Origin of the sequence: Variovorax sp. V35 (genome assembly GCF_041154465.1) — a bacterium.
GTDB lineage: Bacteria > Pseudomonadota > Gammaproteobacteria > Burkholderiales > Burkholderiaceae_C > Variovorax > Variovorax boronicumulans.
In genome coordinates this window covers 2,573,242-2,592,597 of the sequence record NZ_AP028666.1, presented here as the reverse complement: position 1 = coordinate 2,592,597, position 19,356 = coordinate 2,573,242, and the positions used below count along the sequence as shown (strand labels likewise).

Below are 19,356 nucleotides of genomic sequence, written 5' to 3'. Positions count from 1 at the left end.
CATGACGACCCCTCTTCTCATTCTCTGCCTCTCGTTCACGCTGTTCCTGCTGCTCGGCGTGCCGGTGGCGTTCTCGATCGGCCTGTCGGCCCTGGCCACGCTGCTGTACGAAGGCCTGCCGCTCGCGGTGGGCTTCCAGCAGATGACCTCGGGCATGGGCATCTTCTCGTTCCTGGCCATTCCCTTCTTCATCTTCGCCGGCGAGCTCATGCTCTACGGCGGCATCGCGGACCGCATCGTCAACTTCGCGCGCAACCTCGTGGGCCACGTGCGCGGCGGCCTCGGCATGTCGAACGTGGTGGCCTGCACCCTGTTCGGCGGCGTCTCGGGCTCGCCCGTGGCGGACGTCTCGGCCATGGGCGCCGTGATGATCCCGATGATGAAGAAGGAGGGCTACCACGCCGACTACGCGGTCAACGTGACGACGCACGCGGCCCTGGTCGGTGCGCTCATGCCGACGAGCCACAACCTCATCATCTATTCGCTCGCAGCGGGCGGCAAGGTGTCGATTGCGGCGCTGATCCTGGCGGCGCTGCTGCCGGCGGCCGTGCTCACCATCAGCAACCTCGCGGCGGCCTACCTCGTGGCCGTGAAGCGCGGCTACCCCGCCGGCAAGTTTCCCGGCTGGGAGATCGTGGCGCGTTCGTTCGCAGCGGCGCTGCCGGGCCTGTTCATCGTGGTGCTGATCCTCGGCGGCATCCTGTCGGGCATCTTCACGGCGACCGAATCGGCGGCGGTGGCGGTGCTCTATGCGCTGGCACTCACGATCTTCGTGTACCGCACGCTGAAGTGGGAGCACTTCATCAAGGCCGCCTCGAAGGCTGTGCGCACCACGGGCGTGATCCTGCTGCTCATCGGCATCTCGAGCACCTTCGGCTACCTCATCAGCCTGTACGGCGTGGCCGAACTCACGGGCCAGATGCTGTCGCAGGTGACGACCACGCCGTGGATGATCTTCCTGCTCATCAACATCATCCTGTTCGTGCTGGGCACCTTCCTGGACATGGCCGCGACGATCCTGCTGTGCACGCCGATCTTCCTGCCCATTGCACAGCAGTACGGCATGACCTCGGTGCAGTTCGGCGTGGTGATGCTCATCAACTGCGCGCTCGGCCTGAACACGCCGCCGGTGGGCACCACGCAGTTCGTCGGCTGTGCCATCGGCGGGGTGTCGGTGGGCACGGTGATGCGCACGATCTGGCCCTTCTATGGCGCATTGATCTTTGCGCTCGGGGTCGTTACCTTTGTTCCCGCGTTTTCCACCTGGCTGCCCGGCCTGTTCATGGTCGTGAAGTAAAGACAGAAGAAAGGGCCTCCCGATGGCCGATGCGAACACCCGACCGCCGCTGTACATCCGCATCCACGCGGCCGACAACGTCGCCATCGTTGCGAACGACGGCGGCCTGAAGGCCCGCACGGCCTTCGACGACGGCCTGGTGCTGGTCGACACCGTGCCCCAGGGCCACAAGGTCGCGCTCGCCGACCTGGCCGAAGGCGACGCCATCCGCCGCTACAACGTGGTGATCGGCTACGCGCTCAAGGCGCTGCCGCGCGGCAGCTGGGTGCACGAGCGCGTGATGCGCATGCCGGTCGCACCCGAGCTCGACGGCCTGCCCATCGCCACGGTCAAGCCCCCTGCCCTGCCGCCGCTCGAGGGCTACACCTTCGAGGGCTACCGCAACGCCGACGGCTCGGTGGGCACGCGCAACATCCTCGCGATCACGCAGACCGTGCAGTGCGTGGCGGGCGTGACCGAGTTCGCCGTGCAGCGCATCAAGGCCGAGCTGCTGCCGAAGTACCCGAATGTCGACGACGTGGTGGCGCTCGAGCACAGCTACGGCTGCGGCGTCGCCATCGACGCGCCCGACGCCATCGTGCCGATCCGCACCTTGCGCAACATTAGCCTCAACCCGAATTTCGGCGGCGAGGTGATGGTGGTGAGCCTGGGCTGCGAGAAGCTGCAGCCCGAGCGGCTGCTGCCGCCCGGCACCATCCCCATCGCCGACCAGCGCGGTGCGCCCGCCGACGACCTCGACGTGGTCTGCCTGCAGGACGACGCGCACGTCGGCTTCATGTCGATGATCGATTCGGTGATGCGCCAGGCCGAGACGCACCTCACGCGCCTCAACAAACGCCGGCGAGAAACCGTGCCCGCGAGCGAACTCGTCGTGGGCGTGCAGTGCGGCGGCAGCGACGCCTTCTCGGGCGTCACCGCCAACCCGGCCGTGGGCTTTTGCACCGACCTGCTGGTGCGCGCAGGCGCCACCGTGATGTTCTCGGAAGTCACCGAGGTGCGCGACGGCATCGACCAGCTCACCTCGCGCGCGGCCACGCCCGAAGTGGCCGACGCCATGATCCGCGAGATGGCCTGGTACGACGCCTACCTCGACAAGGGCCGCGTCGACCGCAGCGCCAACACCACGCCGGGCAACAAGAAAGGCGGGCTGTCGAACATCGTCGAGAAGGCGATGGGCTCGATCGTCAAGTCGGGCTCGGCGCCGATCACCGGCGTGCTCGCGCCCGGCGAGAAGGTAAAGCAGAAGGGCCTGATCTACGCCGCCACACCGGCCAGCGACTTCATCTGCGGCACGCTGCAGCTGGCGGCCGGCATGAACCTGCACGTGTTCACCACCGGCCGCGGCACGCCCTACGGGCTGGCCGAGGTGCCGGTGATCAAGGTCGCCACGCGCAGCGACCTCGCGCGCCGCTGGCACGACCTGATGGACGTGAACGCGGGCCGCATCGCCGACGGCGAGGCCAGCATCGAGGACATCGGCTGGGAGATGTTCCGCCTGATGCTCGACGTGGCCAGCGGCCGCAAGAAGACCTGGGCCGAGCACTGGAAGCTGCACAACGCGCTGGTGCTGTTCAACCCGGCACCGGTCACCTGATCGAACCACCCTCACGGAGCACAGCCATGGAAGACCTCAAGGACAAGACCGCCCTCGTCACCGGCGCCAGCACCGGCATCGGCGCCGCGGTGGCCATCGCCTTTGCCGCGCGCGGCATGCGCGTGGCCGTGCACTACAACAGCTCGGCCGAGGCGGCGACCCGCGTGGTCGACACCATCCGCGCCGCCGGCGGCACGGCCTTCGCGCTGCAGGCCGACGTGCGCGACACCGCCGCGATCCGCGCCTGCGTGCAGGAAACCACGGCGCAGTTCGGCCGTATCGACGTGCTGGTGAACAACGCCGGCAGCCTGGTCAAGCGCATGCCCATCGCCGAGTTCGACGATGCGCTGTTCGACGAGGTGATGCACATCAACGCGCGCTCGGTGCTGGCCTTCTGCCGCGAGGCCGTGCCGCAGATGCGCAAGCAAGGCGGCGGCGCCATCATCAACGTGACCTCGGTGGCCGCGCGCACCGGCGGCGGGCCCGGCGCCTACCTGTATGCGGGCGCCAAGGGCTTCGTGAGCACCGCGACACACGGCCTGGCACGGGAACTCGTGGGCGACCGCATCCGCGTGAACGCAGTGGCGCCGGGCGTGATCCAGACGCCGTTCCAGGACCGCTTCTCGACGCCCGCGATGCTCGAGACCTTCAGGACCGGCATCCCGATGGGGCGCCTGGGCACGGCCGACGAATGCGTGGGCGCCTTCCTGTACCTCGCCTCCGAGCAGCTCTCGGGCTACGTGACCGGGCAGGTGCTCGAAGTGAACGGCGGGCAGTACATGCCCTGACGCACTCCCCCGCCTTCTCGGCACAACAGATCAACAACGGAGACAGAGACACCATGCAAAGAAGCCAGTTCGTCCGCGGCCTTGCCGCCCTTTCGGCCACCGCCGCCCTCTCGCTCGGCCTGGCCGCGCCCGCCGCGGCGCAAGCCAACGACTTCCCGAACCGCACCATCGAGCTGCTCGTGCCCTACCAACCCGGCGGCGGCACCGACGGGCTGGCGCGCGCGTTCTCGGAGGCGAGCCGAAAGCACATCTCGCAGAGCATCGTGATCGTCAACCGCCCCGGCGCGGGCGGCGCCATCGGCTGGACCGAGGTGATCAACGCCAAGCCCGACGGCTACAAGCTCGCGGTGCTCACCGTGGAACTGCTCACGCTGCCGCACCTGGGCCTGGCCAAGTTCAACTACGACGACTTCCAGCCCATTGCGCAGCTCAACGCCGACCCGGCCGCGATCACCGTGAAGGCCGATGCGCCGTGGAACACCATCGAAGAGTTCCTCGCCGCCGCAAAGAAGTCGCCCGAGAGCATCCGCGTGGGCAACTCGGGCAACGGCTCGATCTGGCACCTGGCCGCCGCCGCGCTCGAAGACAAGACCGGCACCAAGTTCGGCCACATCCCGTTCCAGGGCGCCGCGCCCGCCGTGCTGGCGCTGCTGGGCGGCCACATCGAGGCGGTGGCCGTGAGCCCCGCCGAAGTCACGACGCACGTGCAGGGCGGCAAGCTCAAGGTGCTGATGGTGATGGCCGACAAGCGCGTGAAGGGCTTCGAGAAGATCCCGACCGCGAAGGAGCGCGGCATCGACCTGTCGATCGGCACGTGGCGCGGCCTGGGCGCGCCGAAGAACACGCCGCCCGAAGTGATGGCCAAGCTGCGCGAGATCACCGCCAAGACCGCCGCCGAGCCGCTCATGCACGAGGTGATGGACAAGCAGAACCTGGGCTACGTCTACACCGACGGCGCGGTGTTCAAGGAAACGCTGGCCAAGGACAACGCCTACTTCAAGGCGCTGATCACCAAGCTGAACATCAAGCCGTGAACGCGACACGACAAGGAGACACCGCCATGCAACGTCGCACATTGATCCAGTCCGCCCTCGCCGCCTCGCTGGCGGCGGCCCTGCCTGCCGCCTTCGCACAAGGCGGCACCACCTGGCCTACGGGCAAGGCCATCACCTACCTCGTGCCCTTTCCCGCGGGCGGCACCACCGACGTGCTGGGCCGGCTCATCGGGCAGAAGCTCGGCACCGTGCTGGGCACGAGCGTGATCATCGACAACAAGGGCGGCGCCGGCGGCAGCGTGGGCTCCGAGATCGGCGCACGCGCCGCGCCCGACGGCTTCACGCTGGTGGGCGGCACGATCAGCTCGCACGCGATCAACGTGAGCCTGTACCCCAAGCTCGCCTACGACCCGCAGAAGTCGTTCGCGCCTGTGACGCTCATCGGCACCAACCCCGTGGTGCTGGTCGTGAACCAGGCCAGCCCCTACAAGACGCTGAAGGACGTGATCGCCGCGAGCAAGGCCAAGGCCGGCGGCCTCTCGTCGGCCTCGGCGGGCACGGGCACCTCGCAGCACCTGGCGCTGGAGCTGATGGGCTACAAGTCGGGCGTGAAGTTCACGCACATCCCTTACAAGGGCAGCGGCCCGGCGATCCAGGACGTGATCGGCGGCCAGGTCGACATGATGTTCGACACCACCGTGGTGGCCGGCCCGCACATCCAGAGCGGCAAGCTGCGCGCCATCGCGGTCACCTCGGCCAAGCGCCTGGCCTCGATGCCCGACGTGCCCACGGTCGCCGAATCGGGCGTGCCCGGCCTGCAGGACTTTGAAGTAGTGTCGTGGCAGGCGATCTTCGTGCCCGCCGGCGTGCCCGCTCCCGTGGTCGAGCGCCTGCACACCGAGATCCGCAAGATCCTCGCGACGCCCGAGATGCAGGACAAGCTCAAGGGCTTCGGGATGGAACCCGCCGATATGACGACCGCGCAGATCGCCGCCTTCCAGAAAACGGAAGTGGAGAAGTGGGCGCAAGTGATCAAGGCCGCGGGCATCAAGGCCGACTGACCTCCCCCCAGCAGCGACGGCACCCGACAGCCTCCACACCCCGACAAGCGCCTGGTGGGCGGTGTGGTGCGGGCGGCCCCTCTGTGCCGCCGAGGCGCACAGCGTTTCGCGGATCAGGGCTCGCAGCTGTTTGAGCGAAGCGAGTTCTGCGAGCCCCCGCGAAACGCGAGCACCGCAGGGCAGCCGCGAAGCGGCCGGCACAGTGGGGCCGCCCGCGCCGCGCCGCCCGCCGGGCGCGTGCCCGCAAAGAGCGCCCGTCCTCTCGAACCAAGGGAAGCTGCCTACGCCCCCGAGAAGAAGCGCTTTATAGAATGCCCGTCCGATTCCGCATTCCAGGCCTTTCACAACGTGTCCGATCGCTCCGCAGTTCTGCCCCAATACCTGTTCCCCAAGCAGGCCCTGACCAATTTCGCCGGCTGGGTCGCAGGCAAGGAACGAGGCGCGGTCACCACCTGGATCATTCGCCGCTTCGTTGCCAAGTACAACGTCGACATGGGCGAAGCGCTCGAGTCCGACATCCATCACTACAAGAGCTTCAACCAGTTCTTCACGCGCGCCCTCAAGCCCGGCATGCGCCCGCTCGCACAGGCCGACCTCGTGTGCCCCGTGGACGGCGCCATCAGCCAGTTCGGTGCCATCGAGGGCGACCAGATCTTCCAGGCCAAGGGCCACAACTACACGACCACCGCGCTGGTCGGCGGCGACGCCGCGCTGGCCGCCAAGTTCGCGCACGGCAGCTTTGCCACGCTGTACCTGAGCCCCAAGGACTACCACCGCATCCACATGCCCTGCGACGGACGGCTGGTGCGCATGATCCACGTGCCCGGCGACCTGTTCTCGGTCAACCCGACCACCGCGCGCGGCGTGCCCGGCCTGTTCGCACGCAACGAACGCGTGGTGTGCGTCTTCGAATCGGCCAACGGCCCCTTCGTGCTCGTGCTGGTGGGCGCCACCATCGTCGGCAGCATGGCCACCGTGTGGCACGGCGTGGTCAATCCGCCGCGCGTGGGCGAGCTGCGCGAGTGGCACTACAACGACCAGCAGATCGACATCAAGAAGGGCGACGAGATGGGCCGGTTCTTGCTCGGCTCCACCGTCGTCATGCTGTTTCCGGCGCCCGCGCTGGCCTTCAACCCGGACTGGTCGCCCACCCGCGCGATCCGCCTGGGCGAAGCCATGGCCAACTACGCCTGATTTGTGAAGCTTTGTCTCGAAACCCGCATGCTGCATGCCTGTACAGCTATAAAACCAGTAGCATCCTGATCCTTCGCGCTATAGTCGTCGGCCAGCCAGACGGTCCATGACGACCAATCACAAACAAGAGTGCGCCGCCCCGGCCCGCCCCCGGCCGACGGTCCGCCCAGCTTCGAGGAGATGATGTCGATGAGTACCAAGGAAAACGCAGCCATCAGCCAGTTGCTCGCCCTGCTCGAAGCCCGCTATGCGCTGCGTGTGCTGTGGGCCTTGCGCGACGGCCATGCCCAGACCTTCCGGCTGCTGCAGGACAGCGTCGGCGGCATCACTCCCAACACCCTCAACACCCGCATCAAGGAGCTGCGCGAAGCCGGCGTCGTGAGCCACGGCAGCGACGGCTATTGCCTCACGCTGAGCGGACAAGACCTGCTCAAGCGCCTGTCCGACCTGCAGGCCTTCGCCGCCAAATGGCAGCTGGGGCAGAGCAAGAAGGCCGCGGGGCCCGCCGCCGCGCAGCCCGCATCGGCCGAGGCATCCTCGCCCGCGGCACCCGCTGCGCCGGCGCCTTCCGCCCCCGACACAGCACCTCCCGCAACCACGCCGCCCGGCTCCGACAGCCAGGGCTGAAGCGGGGGTCCGCCGGGCCTCGGTAAACTCCGCGCCTCCGATTCCTCTCCCATTTCATCGACGCAAGGAGCGTTTCCCATGCCCACCACCCCCTCCGGCCTGCAATACGAAGACACCGAAGTCGGCACCGGCGCCGAAGCCAAGGCCGGCCACCACGTGCACGTGCACTACACGGGCTGGCTCTTCAACGACGGCGTGCAAGGCGCCAAGTTCGACTCCAGCCGCGACCGCAACGACCCCTTCGCGTTCTCGCTGGGCGCCGGCCAGGTCATCAAGGGCTGGGACGAAGGCGTCGCCGGCATGAAGATCGGCGGCAAGCGCACGCTGATCATCCCCGCCGCGCTGGGCTACGGTGCCCGCGGCGCCGGCGGCGTGATCCCCCCGAACGCCACCCTGAAGTTCGACGTCGAGCTCCTCGACGCACACTGAGGCTCGCCCCCAGGCTGCGCGGCACTTCGTGTCCGCTTCGCCAACCCCCTACCGGGGGCGACACCTGAGGCCCGGCGAAGCCGGTTCCTCGGTGTCTCTCGCGAAAGCCACTTCGCCCCCCTCTTGCGGCCGCTTTGGCCGCATTTTTACGCTTGAAAAGCCCTAGAGCAGCCCCAAGTGGCTGGCTGTGTTTGTTTTCCGGCGCACGCCGGTTCTTTGAAAAATGTCTGACCCGCAACAATCCGCACAGAATTCTCAAATGCTGCAAGGCGAGCCCAGTCCCGAAGAACTGGAGGCCGCGCAAGCCGCCAACGAAGCCGAGGCGCTCGACGCCCTGGCCGTGGCGCAAGGCGAACTGGCTGCCCTTCAGACCAAGAATGCCGAGTTGGCCGACCAGTACCTGCGCGCCCAGGCCGACGTGCAGAACGCCCGCCGCCGCGCCGACGACGAGATCACCAAGGCCCGCAAGTTCGCGGTCGAAGCCTTTGCTGAGAGCCTGCTGCCGGTGACCGACAGCCTCGAAGCCGGCCTGGCCGTCAAGGACGCCACGCCCGAGCAGATCCGTGAAGGCGCCGAAGCCACGCTGCGCCAGCTCAAGAGCGCGCTCGAACGCAACAAGGTGATCGAAGTGGCCCCCGCTGCCGGCGACAAGTTCGACCCGCACCTGCACCAGGCCATCTCGATGGTGCCCGCCGACCAGGACGCCAACACCGTGGTGGGCCTGCTGCAAAAGGGCTACACGATCAACGAGCGCGTGCTGCGCCCGGCGCTGGTCACCGTGGCCGCCCCGAAGTAAATCGGCACTGCCCCACAAGATTCCCACAGGAAATCCCCGCGTCGTCCCTTGAATCGCACCGGGTTATCCACAAGTTCATAACAACATATTTTTCCGAATTTCAGGAGTAAGAACATGGCAAAGATCATCGGCATCGACCTCGGCACCACCAACTCGTGCGTGTCGATCATGGAAGGCAACACCACGCGTGTGATCGAGAACTCGGAAGGTGCGCGCACCACGCCGTCGATCGTCGCGTACCAGGAAGACGGTGAAGTCTTGGTCGGTGCCTCGGCCAAGCGCCAGGCCGTCACCAACCCCAAGAACACGCTGTACGCGATCAAGCGCCTGATCGGCCGCAAGTTCGAGGAAAAGGAAGTCCAGAAGGACATCGACCTGATGCCCTACACCATCGCCAAGGCCGACAACGGCGACGCATGGGTGGAAGTGCGCGGCAAGAAGATGGCCCCGCAGCAGGTCAGCGCCGACATCCTGCGCAAGATGAAGAAGACCGCCGAAGACTACCTCGGCGAAGCCGTGACCGAAGCCGTGATCACGGTGCCGGCCTACTTCAACGACGCACAGCGCCAAGCCACCAAGGACGCCGGCCGCATCGCGGGCCTGGACGTCAAGCGCATCATCAACGAACCCACCGCTGCTGCCCTGGCCTTCGGCCTGGACAAGCAGGACAAGGCCGACCGCAAGATCGCCGTGTATGACCTGGGCGGCGGCACCTTCGACGTGTCGATCATCGAGATCGCGGACGTCGACGGCGAGAAGCAGTTCGAAGTGCTGTCGACCAACGGCGACACCTTCCTGGGCGGCGAAGACTTCGACCAGCGCATCATCGACTACATCATCGGCGAGTTCAAAAAGGAACAAGGCGTCGACCTGAGCAAGGACGTGCTGGCCCTGCAGCGCCTGAAGGAAGCCGCTGAAAAGGCCAAGATCGAGCTGTCGAACAGCGCGCAGACCGACATCAACCTGCCGTACATCACGGCCGATGCCACCGGTCCGAAGCACCTGAACATCAAGCTCACCCGCGCCAAGCTGGAAAGCCTGGTCGACGAGCTGGTCGAGCGCACCATCGCGCCCTGCCGCTTGGCCATCAAGGACGCCGGCATCAGCGTGAGCGACATCAACGACGTGATCCTGGTCGGCGGCATGACCCGCATGCCCAAGGTGCAGGAAAAGGTGAAGGCCTTCTTCGGCAAGGAACCGCGCAAGGACGTGAACCCCGACGAAGCCGTGGCTGTCGGCGCCGCTATTCAAGGCCAGGTGCTCTCGGGCGACCGCAAGGACGTGCTGCTGCTGGACGTGACCCCGCTGTCGCTGGGCATCGAGACCATGGGTGGCGTGATGACCAAGATGATCACGAAGAACACCACGATCCCGACGAAGTTCGCGCAGACCTTCTCGACCGCCGAGGACAACCAGCCGGCCGTGACCATCAAGGTGTTCCAGGGCGAGCGCGAGATCGCCTCGGGCAACAAGCTGCTGGGCGAGTTCAACCTGGAAGGCATTCCGCCGGCATCGCGCGGCACGCCGCAGATCGAGGTGAGCTTCGACATCGACGCCAACGGCATCCTGCACGTGGGCGCCAAGGACAAGGGCACCGGCAAGGAAAACAAGATCACCATCAAGGCGAACTCGGGCTTGAGCGAAGACGAGATCCAGAAGATGGTCAAGGACGCCGAGCTCAACGCCGAAGACGACAAGAAGAAGCTCGAGATCGTGCAGGCGCGCAACCAGGGCGAAGCCATGGTGCACAGCGTGAAGAAGTCGCTCGGCGAGCATGGCGCCAGCCTCGAAGCCGCCGAGAAGGACGCGATCGAAGCCGCGATCAAGGACCTGGAAGAAGCCCTCAAGGGTGAAGACAAGACCGTGATCGAGGAAAAGACCAACACGCTGATGACCGCGAGCCAGAAGCTCGGCGAGAAGATGTATGCCGAATCGCAGGCTGCGGCCAACGCCTCGGCCGCCAGCGGCCCGGCAGGCGCGGAAGCTTCCGCCAGCGCGCAGGCCGACGACAACGTGGTCGACGCCGAAGTCAAGGAAGTGAAGAAGGGCTGATCCCCTGCCCTTCATGCAAGGCTGGAACACCTGAACAGGTGCTCCAGCCTTTCTCGCTTCCAGTTCCCCGACGAGTTCCCGCCGCCCGACCGAATCTGCTGCCATGGCCACCAAACGCGACTACTACGAAACCCTCGGCGTTCCCAAGAACGCGAGCGAGGAAGAAATCAAGAAGGCTTATCGCAAGCTTGCGATGAAGCACCACCCCGACCGCAACCACGGCGACACCAGCAAGGACGCCGAGGCCAAGTTCAAGGAGGTGAAGGAAGCGTACGAAATGCTGTCGGACGGCCAGAAGCGCGCGGCCTACGACCAGTACGGCCATGCCGGCGTCGACCCCAACATGCGCGGTGGCCCCGGTGCGGAAGGCTTCGGCGGCTTCGCGGAGGCCTTCGGCGACATCTTCGGCGACGTGTTCGGCGGCGGCCGCGGCCGCACCAGCGGCGGGCGCCAAGTGTTCCGCGGCAGCGACCTGAGCTACGCGATGGAAGTCACGCTCGAGGAAGCCGCCGACGGCAAGGACGCACAGATCCGCATCCCGAGCTGGGACGACTGCGGCACCTGCCACGGCTCCGGCGCCAAGCCCGGTACCAAGCCCATCACCTGCACCACCTGCCACGGTGCGGGCGCCGTGCAGATGCGCCAGGGCTTCTTCAGCGTGCAGCAGACCTGCCCGACCTGCCACGGCAGCGGCAAGATCGTTCCCGAGCCCTGCACCGTGTGCCACGGCCAGGGCAAGATCAAGAACAACAAGACGCTGGAAGTGAAGATTCCGGCCGGCATCGACGACGGCATGCGCATCCGCAGCACCGGCAACGGCGAGCCCGGCACCAACGGCGGGCCGCCCGGCGACCTGTACATCGAGATCCGCCTCAAGAAGCACGACCTGTTCGAGCGCGACGGCGACGACCTGCACTGCGTGGTGCCCGTGAGCGTCACCACCGCGGCGCTCGGCGGCGAGATCAACGTGCCCACGCTCAAGGGCGCGGCCGCCATCGACATTCCCGACGGCACGCAAAGCGGCAAGCAGTTCCGCCTGCGCGGCAAGGGCATCAAGGGCGTGCGTTCGAGCTACCCGGGCGACCTGTACTGCCACGTGCGCGTGGAAACGCCCGTGAAGCTCACCGAGCACCAGCGCAAGCTGCTCAAGGAGCTCGACGAATCGCTCAAGAAGGGTGGCGAGAAGCACAGCCCGACCGACAAGGGCTGGTTCGACAAGGCCAAGGAATTCTTCAGCTGATGATGATGCTGACGCGCTGACGGCCTTCGTCAGCGCCGGGCCGACGCCCTGTCGGCCCGAAGCGTGCCCTCTTTCGGCCGCCACCGCCCTGTGGCGGCGCGCCAGGCACGCGAACGGTGCTCCCCGCACCGTTGCGGAACGCCGCCGACCGGCGCCCGCGTTGTCTTCCCACGTTGCCATGCGCCAGCCACTCGCCACAGGAGTGGCGCGGGGATTGCTTTAATGTTTTTTTGGATATGCAATAAACCAAACGACAGGTCGCGCGTTATTGCTGAAAGGCATCGGCTTTATTGAACCCGGGTTCAATTAGGAAAGGTGTTCGCCACAGAATTTCAATGAGGACGATAGCCATTCGGCATAGTCATTTCATCCGGGGACAATTACGCAAGCGCGAGCTTTTCAATTTAACAGAAACACGAATAGAAGTTCCTTGTTTTCCGAGGAACTTTACTCGGCAGAGGGGTTCAGAATAAATAAAACATTTGCCTGGTTCTTTCTTTGCTTTATGCTGATTGAACCGATTGTGTAGATAGTGTGTAAGGGAGTTTTCCACGGCATACGGCCATGGGCGGGGCCCCTCTTCCAAGAGGAGCGACGCAGTCTCTGGCTGTAGGCATCGGGGTCAAAAGCCCCGCCGACCTGAAGGAGGCGCGACCATGGACGTGATCAGCAACTTTGCAGCCCGCTACGAACGCACCCGCGAGGAAGTTCTCTCGCTGCAGGAATATCTGGATATCTGCAAACGCGATCCGACGGCATATGCAACGGCCTCCGAACGAATGCTCCAGGCCATTGGCGAGCCGGAACTGGTAGATACCCGCAATGACCCCCGTCTTTCGCGCATCTTCGCGAACAAGGTCATCAAGATCTATCCGGCGTTCAAGGAGTTCTATGGCATGGAAGATGCCATCGAGCAGGTGGTGTCCTATTTCCGCCACGCCGCGCAGGGACTCGAAGAAAAGAAGCAAATCCTTTACCTGCTGGGGCCCGTCGGCGGCGGCAAGAGCTCGATCGCGGAGCGCCTGAAGCAGCTCATGGAGCACGTGCCCTTCTATGCGATCCACGGCTCCCCGGTGAACGAATCGCCCCTCGGGCTGTTCGACACCCTCGAAGACGGCGAGATCCTCGAAAAAGAGTACGGCATCCCCGTGCGCTACCTGAACCGCATCCTGTCGCCCTGGGCCGTGAAGCGGCTCGAGGAGTACGGCGGCGACATCCGCCAGTTCAAGGTGGTCAAGCGCTACCCCTCGGTGCTGCGCCAGATCGCGGTCGCCAAGACCGAGCCGGGCGACGAGAACAACCAGGACATCTCTTCGCTGGTCGGCAAGGTCGACATCCGCAAGCTCGAAACCTACGCCCAGGACGACCCCGACGCGTACGCCTACTCCGGCGGTCTGTGCCTGGCGAACCAGGGCCTGCTCGAGTTCGTGGAAATGTTCAAGGCGCCCATCAAGGTGCTGCACCCGCTGCTCACGGCCACGCAGGAAAGCAACTTCAAGGGCACCGAAGGCTTCGGCGCCATTCCCTTCGACGGCATCGTGCTGGCCCACAGCAACGAGAGCGAGTGGAAGGCGTTCCGCAACAACAAGAACAACGAGGCTTTCCTCGACCGGATCTACATCGTGAAGGTGCCGTACTGCCTGCGTGCCTCCGAAGAGATCAAGATCTACGAGAAGCTGGTGCGCAATTCTTCGCTGGCCAAGGCCCCCTGCGCGCCCGGCACCTTGCGCATGATGGCGCAGCTGTCTGTGCTCACGCGCCTGAAGGAGCCCGAGAACTCCAGCACCTTCAGCAAGATGCAGGTGTACGACGGCGAAAACCTGAAGGACACCGACCCCAAGGCCAAGTCGATCCAGGAGTACCGCGACTACGCGGGCGTCGACGAGGGCATGAGCGGCGTCTCCACGCGCTTCGCCTTCAAGATCATCTCCAAGGTCTTCAACTTCGACAGCACCGAGGTGGCCGCCAACCCGGTGCACCTGATGTATGTGCTCGAACAGCAGATCGAGCGCGAGCAGTTTCCGCCGGAAACCGAGCAGAAGTACATCAGCTACATCAAGGAGCTGCTGGCGCCGCGCTATGCCGAGTTCATCGGTAAGGAAATCCAGACCGCCTACCTGGAAAGCTACAGCGAGTACGGCCAGAACATCTTCGATCGCTACGTGACCTACGCCGACTACTGGATCCAGGACCAAGAGTTCCGCGACGTGGACACCGGTGAAGTGTTCGACCGCGCCTCGCTCAACGGCGAACTCGAGAAGATCGAGCGGCCCGCCGGCATCGGCAACCCGAAGGACTTCCGCAACGAGATCGTCAACTTCGTGCTGCGCGCACGGGCCGGCAACGCGGGGCGCAACCCGGCGTGGACCAGCTACGAGAAGCTGCGCGCAGTCATCGAGAAGAAGATGTTCTCCAACACCGAAGAACTGCTGCCGGTGATCAGTTTCAACACCAAGAGCAGCGCCGACGAGCAGAAGAAGCACGAGGACTTCGTGACCCGCATGGTCGAGAAGGGCTACACCGCCAAGCAGGTCCGGCTTCTGTGCGAGTGGTACCTGCGGGTGCGCAAGAGTTCATAGCGGACAGCGGGAACAACGGACGCGTGCGAAGGACCTAACCAGCGCACCGTCCACCGTTTTGCAAGGAGCTTTGAAAACATCGTGGCCATCCTGCAGCAGATCATCGATCGCCGGCTCTCGGGCAAGAACAAGTCCATCGGCAACCGCGAGCGCTTCCTTCGGCGCTACAAGGGGCAGATCCAGGAGGCGGTGCGGCGCGCGGTCAGCGGGCGCAACATCCGCGAGCTGGAGCAAGGCGAAGACGTGACCCTGCCGCGCCACGATGTCTCCGAGCCGGTGTTCGGCCACGCGCGCGGCGGTGACCGCGAGTACGTGCACCCCGGCAACCAGGAATACCTCAAGGGCGATCGCATCGCGCGCCCCGAGGGCCAGGGCGGCGGTGGCTCGGGCAGCGGCGAGGCCAGCGACAGCGGCGAAGGCGAGGACGACTTCGTCTTCCGCCTCACGCGCGAGGAGTTCATGCGCGTCTTCTTCGACGACCTTGCGCTGCCCCACCTCGTGCGCACCCAGATCGCCGAAGTGCCCGAGTGGAAGAGCCACCGCGCCGGCTTCACCAGCGACGGTTCGCCCAATAACCTGCACGTGGTGCGCTCCATGCGCGGCGCGCTGGCGCGGCGCATTGCGCTGGGCGGCGAACCGCGCAAGGAGCTCAAGCGCCTGGAAGCGCACCTCCTGGTCCTGAAAGCGCATCCACAGGTCGAGACCGCGCTGATCCAGAAGGAAATCCGCGAAACCGAGGATCTCATCGCCGAGCTGCGCCGCACCATGCGGCACGTGCCCTACATCGACCCGATCGACCTGCGCTACCGCAACCGCGTGAAGACGCCCGTGCCCAGCGCCAAGGCCGTGATGTTCTGCCTCATGGACGTGTCGGGCTCGATGGACGAGGCGCGCAAGGACATGGCCAAGCGCTTCTTCATGCTGCTGTACCTGTTCCTCACGCGGCACTACGAGCGCATCGACCTCGTGTTCTTGCGCCACCACACGCAGGCGCAGGAAGTGACCGAAGAAGAGTTCTTCCACGCCACAGAAACCGGCGGCACCGTGGTGTCGAGCGCACTGGTGCTCATGGACGAGATCATCAAGGCCCGCTACGCCAGCGGCGAATGGAACGTGTACGGCGCCCAGGCCAGCGACGGCGACAACTGGCACCAGGACAGCGGACGCTGCCGCGAACTGCTGGTCGACAACATCCTGCCGGTGGTGCGCTACTACGCCTACGTGCAGGTGGCCGAGACCGAGCAGAACCTGTGGCAGGAGTACCAGCAGCTCGAAGGCGTGGCGCCCAACTTTGCGATGCGCAAGGTATCGGACGCGCAGGACATCTACCCGGTGTTCCGCGACCTGTTCAAGAAGGAAGGGGTGCCCGCATGATCACCACCACCGAACGCGCGCCCGGGGCGCCTGTCCTGCCGCGCAGCACCGACCTCCCCACCTCCCGCCTCGAGCGCCTGCCCAGCCCGTCCGACTGGACCTTCGAGCTCATCGAGACGTACCACACCGAGATCGCGAAGACCGCGAAGAGCTTCGGCCTGGACACCTACCCGAACCAGCTCGAGGTGATCACGGCCGAGCAGATGATGGACGCCTACGCCAGCGTGGGCATGCCCATGATCTACAGGCACTGGTCGTACGGCAAGCAGTTCATTTCCACCGAGAAGAACTACAAGCGCGGCCACATGGGGCTGGCCTACGAGATCGTCATCAACTCCGATCCGTGCATTGCCTACCTCATGGAAGAAAACACCATGGCCATGCAGGCCCTGGTGATCGCGCACGCGGCCTACGGCCACAACAGCTTCTTCAAGGGCAACTACCTGTTCCGCATGTGGACCGACGCGTCGTCGATCATCGACTACCTCGTCTACGCGCGGCACTACATCGCCGAGTGCGAGGAACGCCACGGCCTCGACGCGGTGGAAGACCTGCTCGACTCCTGCCACGCGCTCATGAACTACGGCGTCGACCGCTACCGCCGTCCGCAGAAGCGCTCGCTGGCCCAAGAGAGTGCGCAGCGCACCGACCGCGAGCGCCACATGCAGCAGCAGGTGAACGACCTGTGGCGCACGCTGCCACGCAAGAGCGAACAGGCGGCCGAGTCGGAAGCCGCGCGCCGCTTTCCGCCCGAGCCGCAGGAGAACCTGCTCTATTTCATCGAGAAGAACGCCGCCCTGCTCGAGCCGTGGCAGCGCGAGGTGGTGCGCATCGTGCGCAAGATCGCGCAGTACTTCTACCCGCAGCGCCAGACCCAGGTCATGAACGAAGGCTGGGCCACCTTCTGGCACTACACGCTGCTCAACACCATGTACGACCGCGGCCAGCTGGACGACGGCTTCATGATGGAATGGCTCAGCTCGCACACCAGCGTGGTGTTCCAGCCGCCCGTGGGCCACCGCGCCTACAGCGGCATCAACCCCTATGCGCTGGGCTTCAAGATGTTCACCGACCTGCGCCGCGTCTGCGAAAAGCCGACGGAAGAAGACCGCCGCTGGTTCCCCGACTTCGCGGGCACCGACTGGGTCAAGACGCTCGACTACGCGATGCGCAACTTCAAGGACGAGAGCTTCGTCGGCCAGTTCCTGAGCCCGAAGACGATGCGCGATTTCCGCCTGTTCTCGATCCGCGACTACCAGAGCGAATCGGAACTCGAGGTGTCGGCCATCCATGACGACAGCGGCTACCAGGCGCTGCGCGAATCGCTCTCACGCCAGTACGACATCGGCAACCGCGAGCCCGACATCCAGGTCTGGAGCGTGGCCACGCGCGGCGACCGCTCGCTCACGCTGCGCCATACGCAGCGCAACAACCTGCCGCTGAACGACAACGCCGAAGAGGTGCTGAAGCACGTCGCAAGGCTCTGGGGCTTCGACGTGCACCTGGAAAGCGTCGACAGCGCAGGCCGGGTCAGCCGCAGCTGGAAGGCTGCCGCGCCCAAGCAGACCTACTGAGACGCTGCGATACAGAGCGGCTCTTGATCAGCCGTTCGCCCGAAGCGTGCCCCCGTGCGCAGGGCACTGGGTGCTTCCCGCAGCGAAATCAAGGAGGAGGCCGCAGGCCGGGGGACATTCGCGGAGGGAAGTACCCGGTGTCCTGCGCACGCACCCGGAAAGGTTCAGGGAACCAGCGCAGCAATCGCCAGCGTGTACCCCTTCACCCCCAGCCCCACGATGATCCCGCGCGCCGCAGGCGAGATGTACGAGTGGTGGCGGAACTCCTCACGCGCATGCACGTTGGAGATGTGCAGCTCGATCAGCGGCACGCTCGCGCCCTTGATGGCGTCGTGCAGCGCGATCGACGTGTGGGTGTAGGCGCCCGGATTCATCACCACGCCCAGCATGTTGCCGGCCGCCACTTCGCGGCCCGCCTCCTGGACCCAGTCGATCAGCACGCCTTCGTGGTTCGACTGGCGGCACTCGATCTCGACACCGAGCTTCGCGCCCGTCTCCTTGCACAGGCGTTCGACGTCGGCGAGCGTGTCGCGGCCGTACTGTTCGGGCTCGCGCGTGCCGAGCAGGTTGAGGTTGGGGCCGTTGAGGACGAGGATTTTCTTCATGATGGATCGGTGAAGGAAGCTGGCGGATGCAGGAAGAAGAAAGCCGATTATGGTCGCGCCGCCGAGCGCGCCCGCCGTGCAGGTGACGACGCCGCCGTCGACCCCACGTAATGGTTGTACGACCCGATGTCCGCCACGCAGCGCGCCATCAGGTCGACGAACGCGCGCAGCTTCTGCCCCATGTAGCGCTGCCGCTGGTAGGCGCAGTACAGCCGCCGCGCCTCCGGCGGCCACTGCGGCAGCACCGGCACCAGCACGCCCTGCGCCACCTCGGGCCCGGCAAAGAACACCGGCAGCGGCGCGATGCCCAGGCCGTCGATGCAGAAGGTCTTCATCACCCAGTGGTCGTTGGTCTCGAAGGCCGGCTCCGTGCGCACCACATGGCGCCCCGAGGCCTGCGACACCAGCCGCAGCGGCGACGGCGGGCCCGAGGGCTCGCGCATCGCGATCATCCGGTGCTGCGCCAGCGCCTCGGGCGCCTGCGGCGTGCCGTGCCGCGCCAGGTACTGCGGGCTGGCGTACAGGCCGTAGGCCAGCCGACCCAGCAGCTTGGCGACCAGGTCCGGCAGGTCGGGCGGCGCCGAGCCCACGTAGCAGTCGACCTCGCCGATCCGCGGGGCCTGCGCGCCGTTCGCCACGTCGAGCTGACAGCGCACGTTCGGGTGCGATTCGAGAAAGATCCGCACCACATGACAGACGAAGGAGGTGCTGAACTGCGTATCGGACAGCAGCGTGAGCCGCCCCGACACCCCGCCCGTGAGCTCCTGCACCTCGGTGCGCGCCGTTTCCAGCCGGCCGCTCACCTCGCCGAGCAACCCTTCGCAGCGTGCGAAGAACGCACGCCCGGCCTCCGTGGGCGCGATGCGGCGCGAGCTGCGCAGCAGCAGCTGGGCGCCCAGCAGTTCCTCCAGCCGCGTGAGCTGCCGGCTCAGCGTCGCCTTCGACACGCCCGACAGGCTCTCGGCCTTGGTGAGGCTGCCGCTCTTCATCACGAGCACGAAGGCCTCGACCAGCGCGAGGTCGATGCGCCCCGCCGTCATGGACGCCACCGCCGCGCGGGCCGTCGTTGCAGGAATGAAAAGGAGCGTCGTGGCATGGGGCTTTCATCGGTGCGGCGGACACGCTACGGTAGGCGGCACCGCCGACAAGGG

General features: G+C 65.9%; 15 protein-coding genes and 1 pseudogene. 14 read left to right on the top strand and 2 right to left on the bottom strand.

Annotated features, from left to right (window positions below; genetic code table 11):
- Position 1: 1 nt before the first annotated feature.
- From ACAM42_RS11940 to ACAM42_RS11875, 14 genes and pseudogenes are all read left to right on the top strand, one after another.
- On the top strand, positions 2–1,297 hold the full coding sequence (locus ACAM42_RS11940) for a TRAP transporter large permease (RefSeq protein ID WP_369632138.1): 1,296 nt from the start codon (positions 2–4) through the stop codon (positions 1,295–1,297).
- Positions 1,298–1,319: 22 nt separating this feature from the next.
- Complete coding sequence (gene garD, locus ACAM42_RS11935) at positions 1,320–2,891, top strand: galactarate dehydratase (RefSeq protein ID WP_369632137.1); 1,572 nt, start codon at positions 1,320–1,322, stop codon at positions 2,889–2,891.
- 26 nt (positions 2,892–2,917) lie between these two features.
- On the top strand, positions 2,918–3,679 hold the full coding sequence (locus tag ACAM42_RS11930; protein ID WP_369632136.1) for an SDR family NAD(P)-dependent oxidoreductase: 762 nt from the start codon (positions 2,918–2,920) through the stop codon (positions 3,677–3,679).
- 53 nt (positions 3,680–3,732) lie between these two features.
- Positions 3,733–4,713 (top strand): tripartite tricarboxylate transporter substrate binding protein, encoded by a 981-nt coding sequence (locus ACAM42_RS11925; RefSeq protein ID WP_139706642.1) that lies wholly within the window; start codon positions 3,733–3,735, stop codon positions 4,711–4,713.
- Positions 4,714–4,739: 26 nt separating this feature from the next.
- A complete protein-coding gene (locus tag ACAM42_RS11920; protein ID WP_369632135.1) occupies positions 4,740–5,735 on the top strand; it encodes a Bug family tripartite tricarboxylate transporter substrate binding protein in 996 nt (331 codons plus the stop codon).
- 348 nt (positions 5,736–6,083) lie between these two features.
- Positions 6,084–6,929 (top strand): archaetidylserine decarboxylase, encoded by an 846-nt coding sequence (gene asd / locus ACAM42_RS11915; RefSeq protein WP_070059678.1) that lies wholly within the window; start codon positions 6,084–6,086, stop codon positions 6,927–6,929.
- A 189-nt stretch (positions 6,930–7,118) separates the two neighbouring features.
- Positions 7,119–7,421, top strand: a pseudogene (locus tag ACAM42_RS11910) (winged helix-turn-helix transcriptional regulator); the annotation flags it as partial.
- Between the two features lie 213 nt (positions 7,422–7,634).
- On the top strand, positions 7,635–7,985 hold the full coding sequence (locus ACAM42_RS11905; RefSeq protein WP_101492111.1) for an FKBP-type peptidyl-prolyl cis-trans isomerase: 351 nt from the start codon (positions 7,635–7,637) through the stop codon (positions 7,983–7,985).
- A gap of 259 nt (positions 7,986–8,244) precedes the next feature.
- Positions 8,245–8,781 (top strand): nucleotide exchange factor GrpE, encoded by a 537-nt coding sequence (grpE, locus tag ACAM42_RS11900; RefSeq protein WP_062470693.1) that lies wholly within the window; start codon positions 8,245–8,247, stop codon positions 8,779–8,781.
- A 114-nt stretch (positions 8,782–8,895) separates the two neighbouring features.
- Positions 8,896–10,833 carry a molecular chaperone DnaK gene (gene dnaK / locus ACAM42_RS11895; protein ID WP_369632134.1) on the top strand — a complete coding sequence of 646 codons (1,938 nt, stop codon included), beginning with the start codon at positions 8,896–8,898 and terminating at the stop codon, positions 10,831–10,833.
- Between the two features lie 103 nt (positions 10,834–10,936).
- Positions 10,937–12,073 carry a molecular chaperone DnaJ gene (dnaJ, locus tag ACAM42_RS11890; RefSeq protein ID WP_062470698.1) on the top strand — a complete coding sequence of 379 codons (1,137 nt, stop codon included), beginning with the start codon at positions 10,937–10,939 and terminating at the stop codon, positions 12,071–12,073.
- A gap of 656 nt (positions 12,074–12,729) precedes the next feature.
- The gene (locus ACAM42_RS11885) at positions 12,730–14,652 is read left to right on the top strand and encodes a PrkA family serine protein kinase (protein ID WP_062470701.1); all 1,923 of its coding nucleotides are present in this window, start codon (positions 12,730–12,732) and stop codon (positions 14,650–14,652) included.
- Between the two features lie 81 nt (positions 14,653–14,733).
- Positions 14,734–16,026: a YeaH/YhbH family protein gene (locus ACAM42_RS11880; protein ID WP_070059680.1), complete on the top strand. Its 1,293-nt coding sequence runs from the start codon at positions 14,734–14,736 to the stop codon at positions 16,024–16,026.
- Positions 16,023–17,600, top strand: a complete 1,578-nt coding sequence (locus ACAM42_RS11875) for a SpoVR family protein (RefSeq protein ID WP_369632133.1) — start codon at positions 16,023–16,025, stop codon at positions 17,598–17,600. The genes ACAM42_RS11880 and ACAM42_RS11875 overlap by 4 nt, the downstream gene beginning before the upstream one ends.
- Positions 17,601–17,764: 164 nt before the next feature.
- On the opposite strand, the gene aroQ is transcribed toward ACAM42_RS11875, so the two are convergent.
- Together aroQ and ACAM42_RS11865 are read right to left on the bottom strand one after the other, a co-directional pair.
- Positions 17,765–18,205: a type II 3-dehydroquinate dehydratase gene (aroQ, locus tag ACAM42_RS11870; RefSeq protein ID WP_062470706.1), complete on the bottom strand. Its 441-nt coding sequence runs from the start codon at positions 18,203–18,205 to the stop codon at positions 17,765–17,767.
- Positions 18,206–18,252: 47 nt separating this feature from the next.
- Positions 18,253–19,245, bottom strand: a complete 993-nt coding sequence (locus tag ACAM42_RS11865; RefSeq protein ID WP_369632759.1) for a LysR family transcriptional regulator — start codon at positions 19,243–19,245, stop codon at positions 18,253–18,255.
- Positions 19,246–19,356 lie beyond the last annotated feature (111 nt).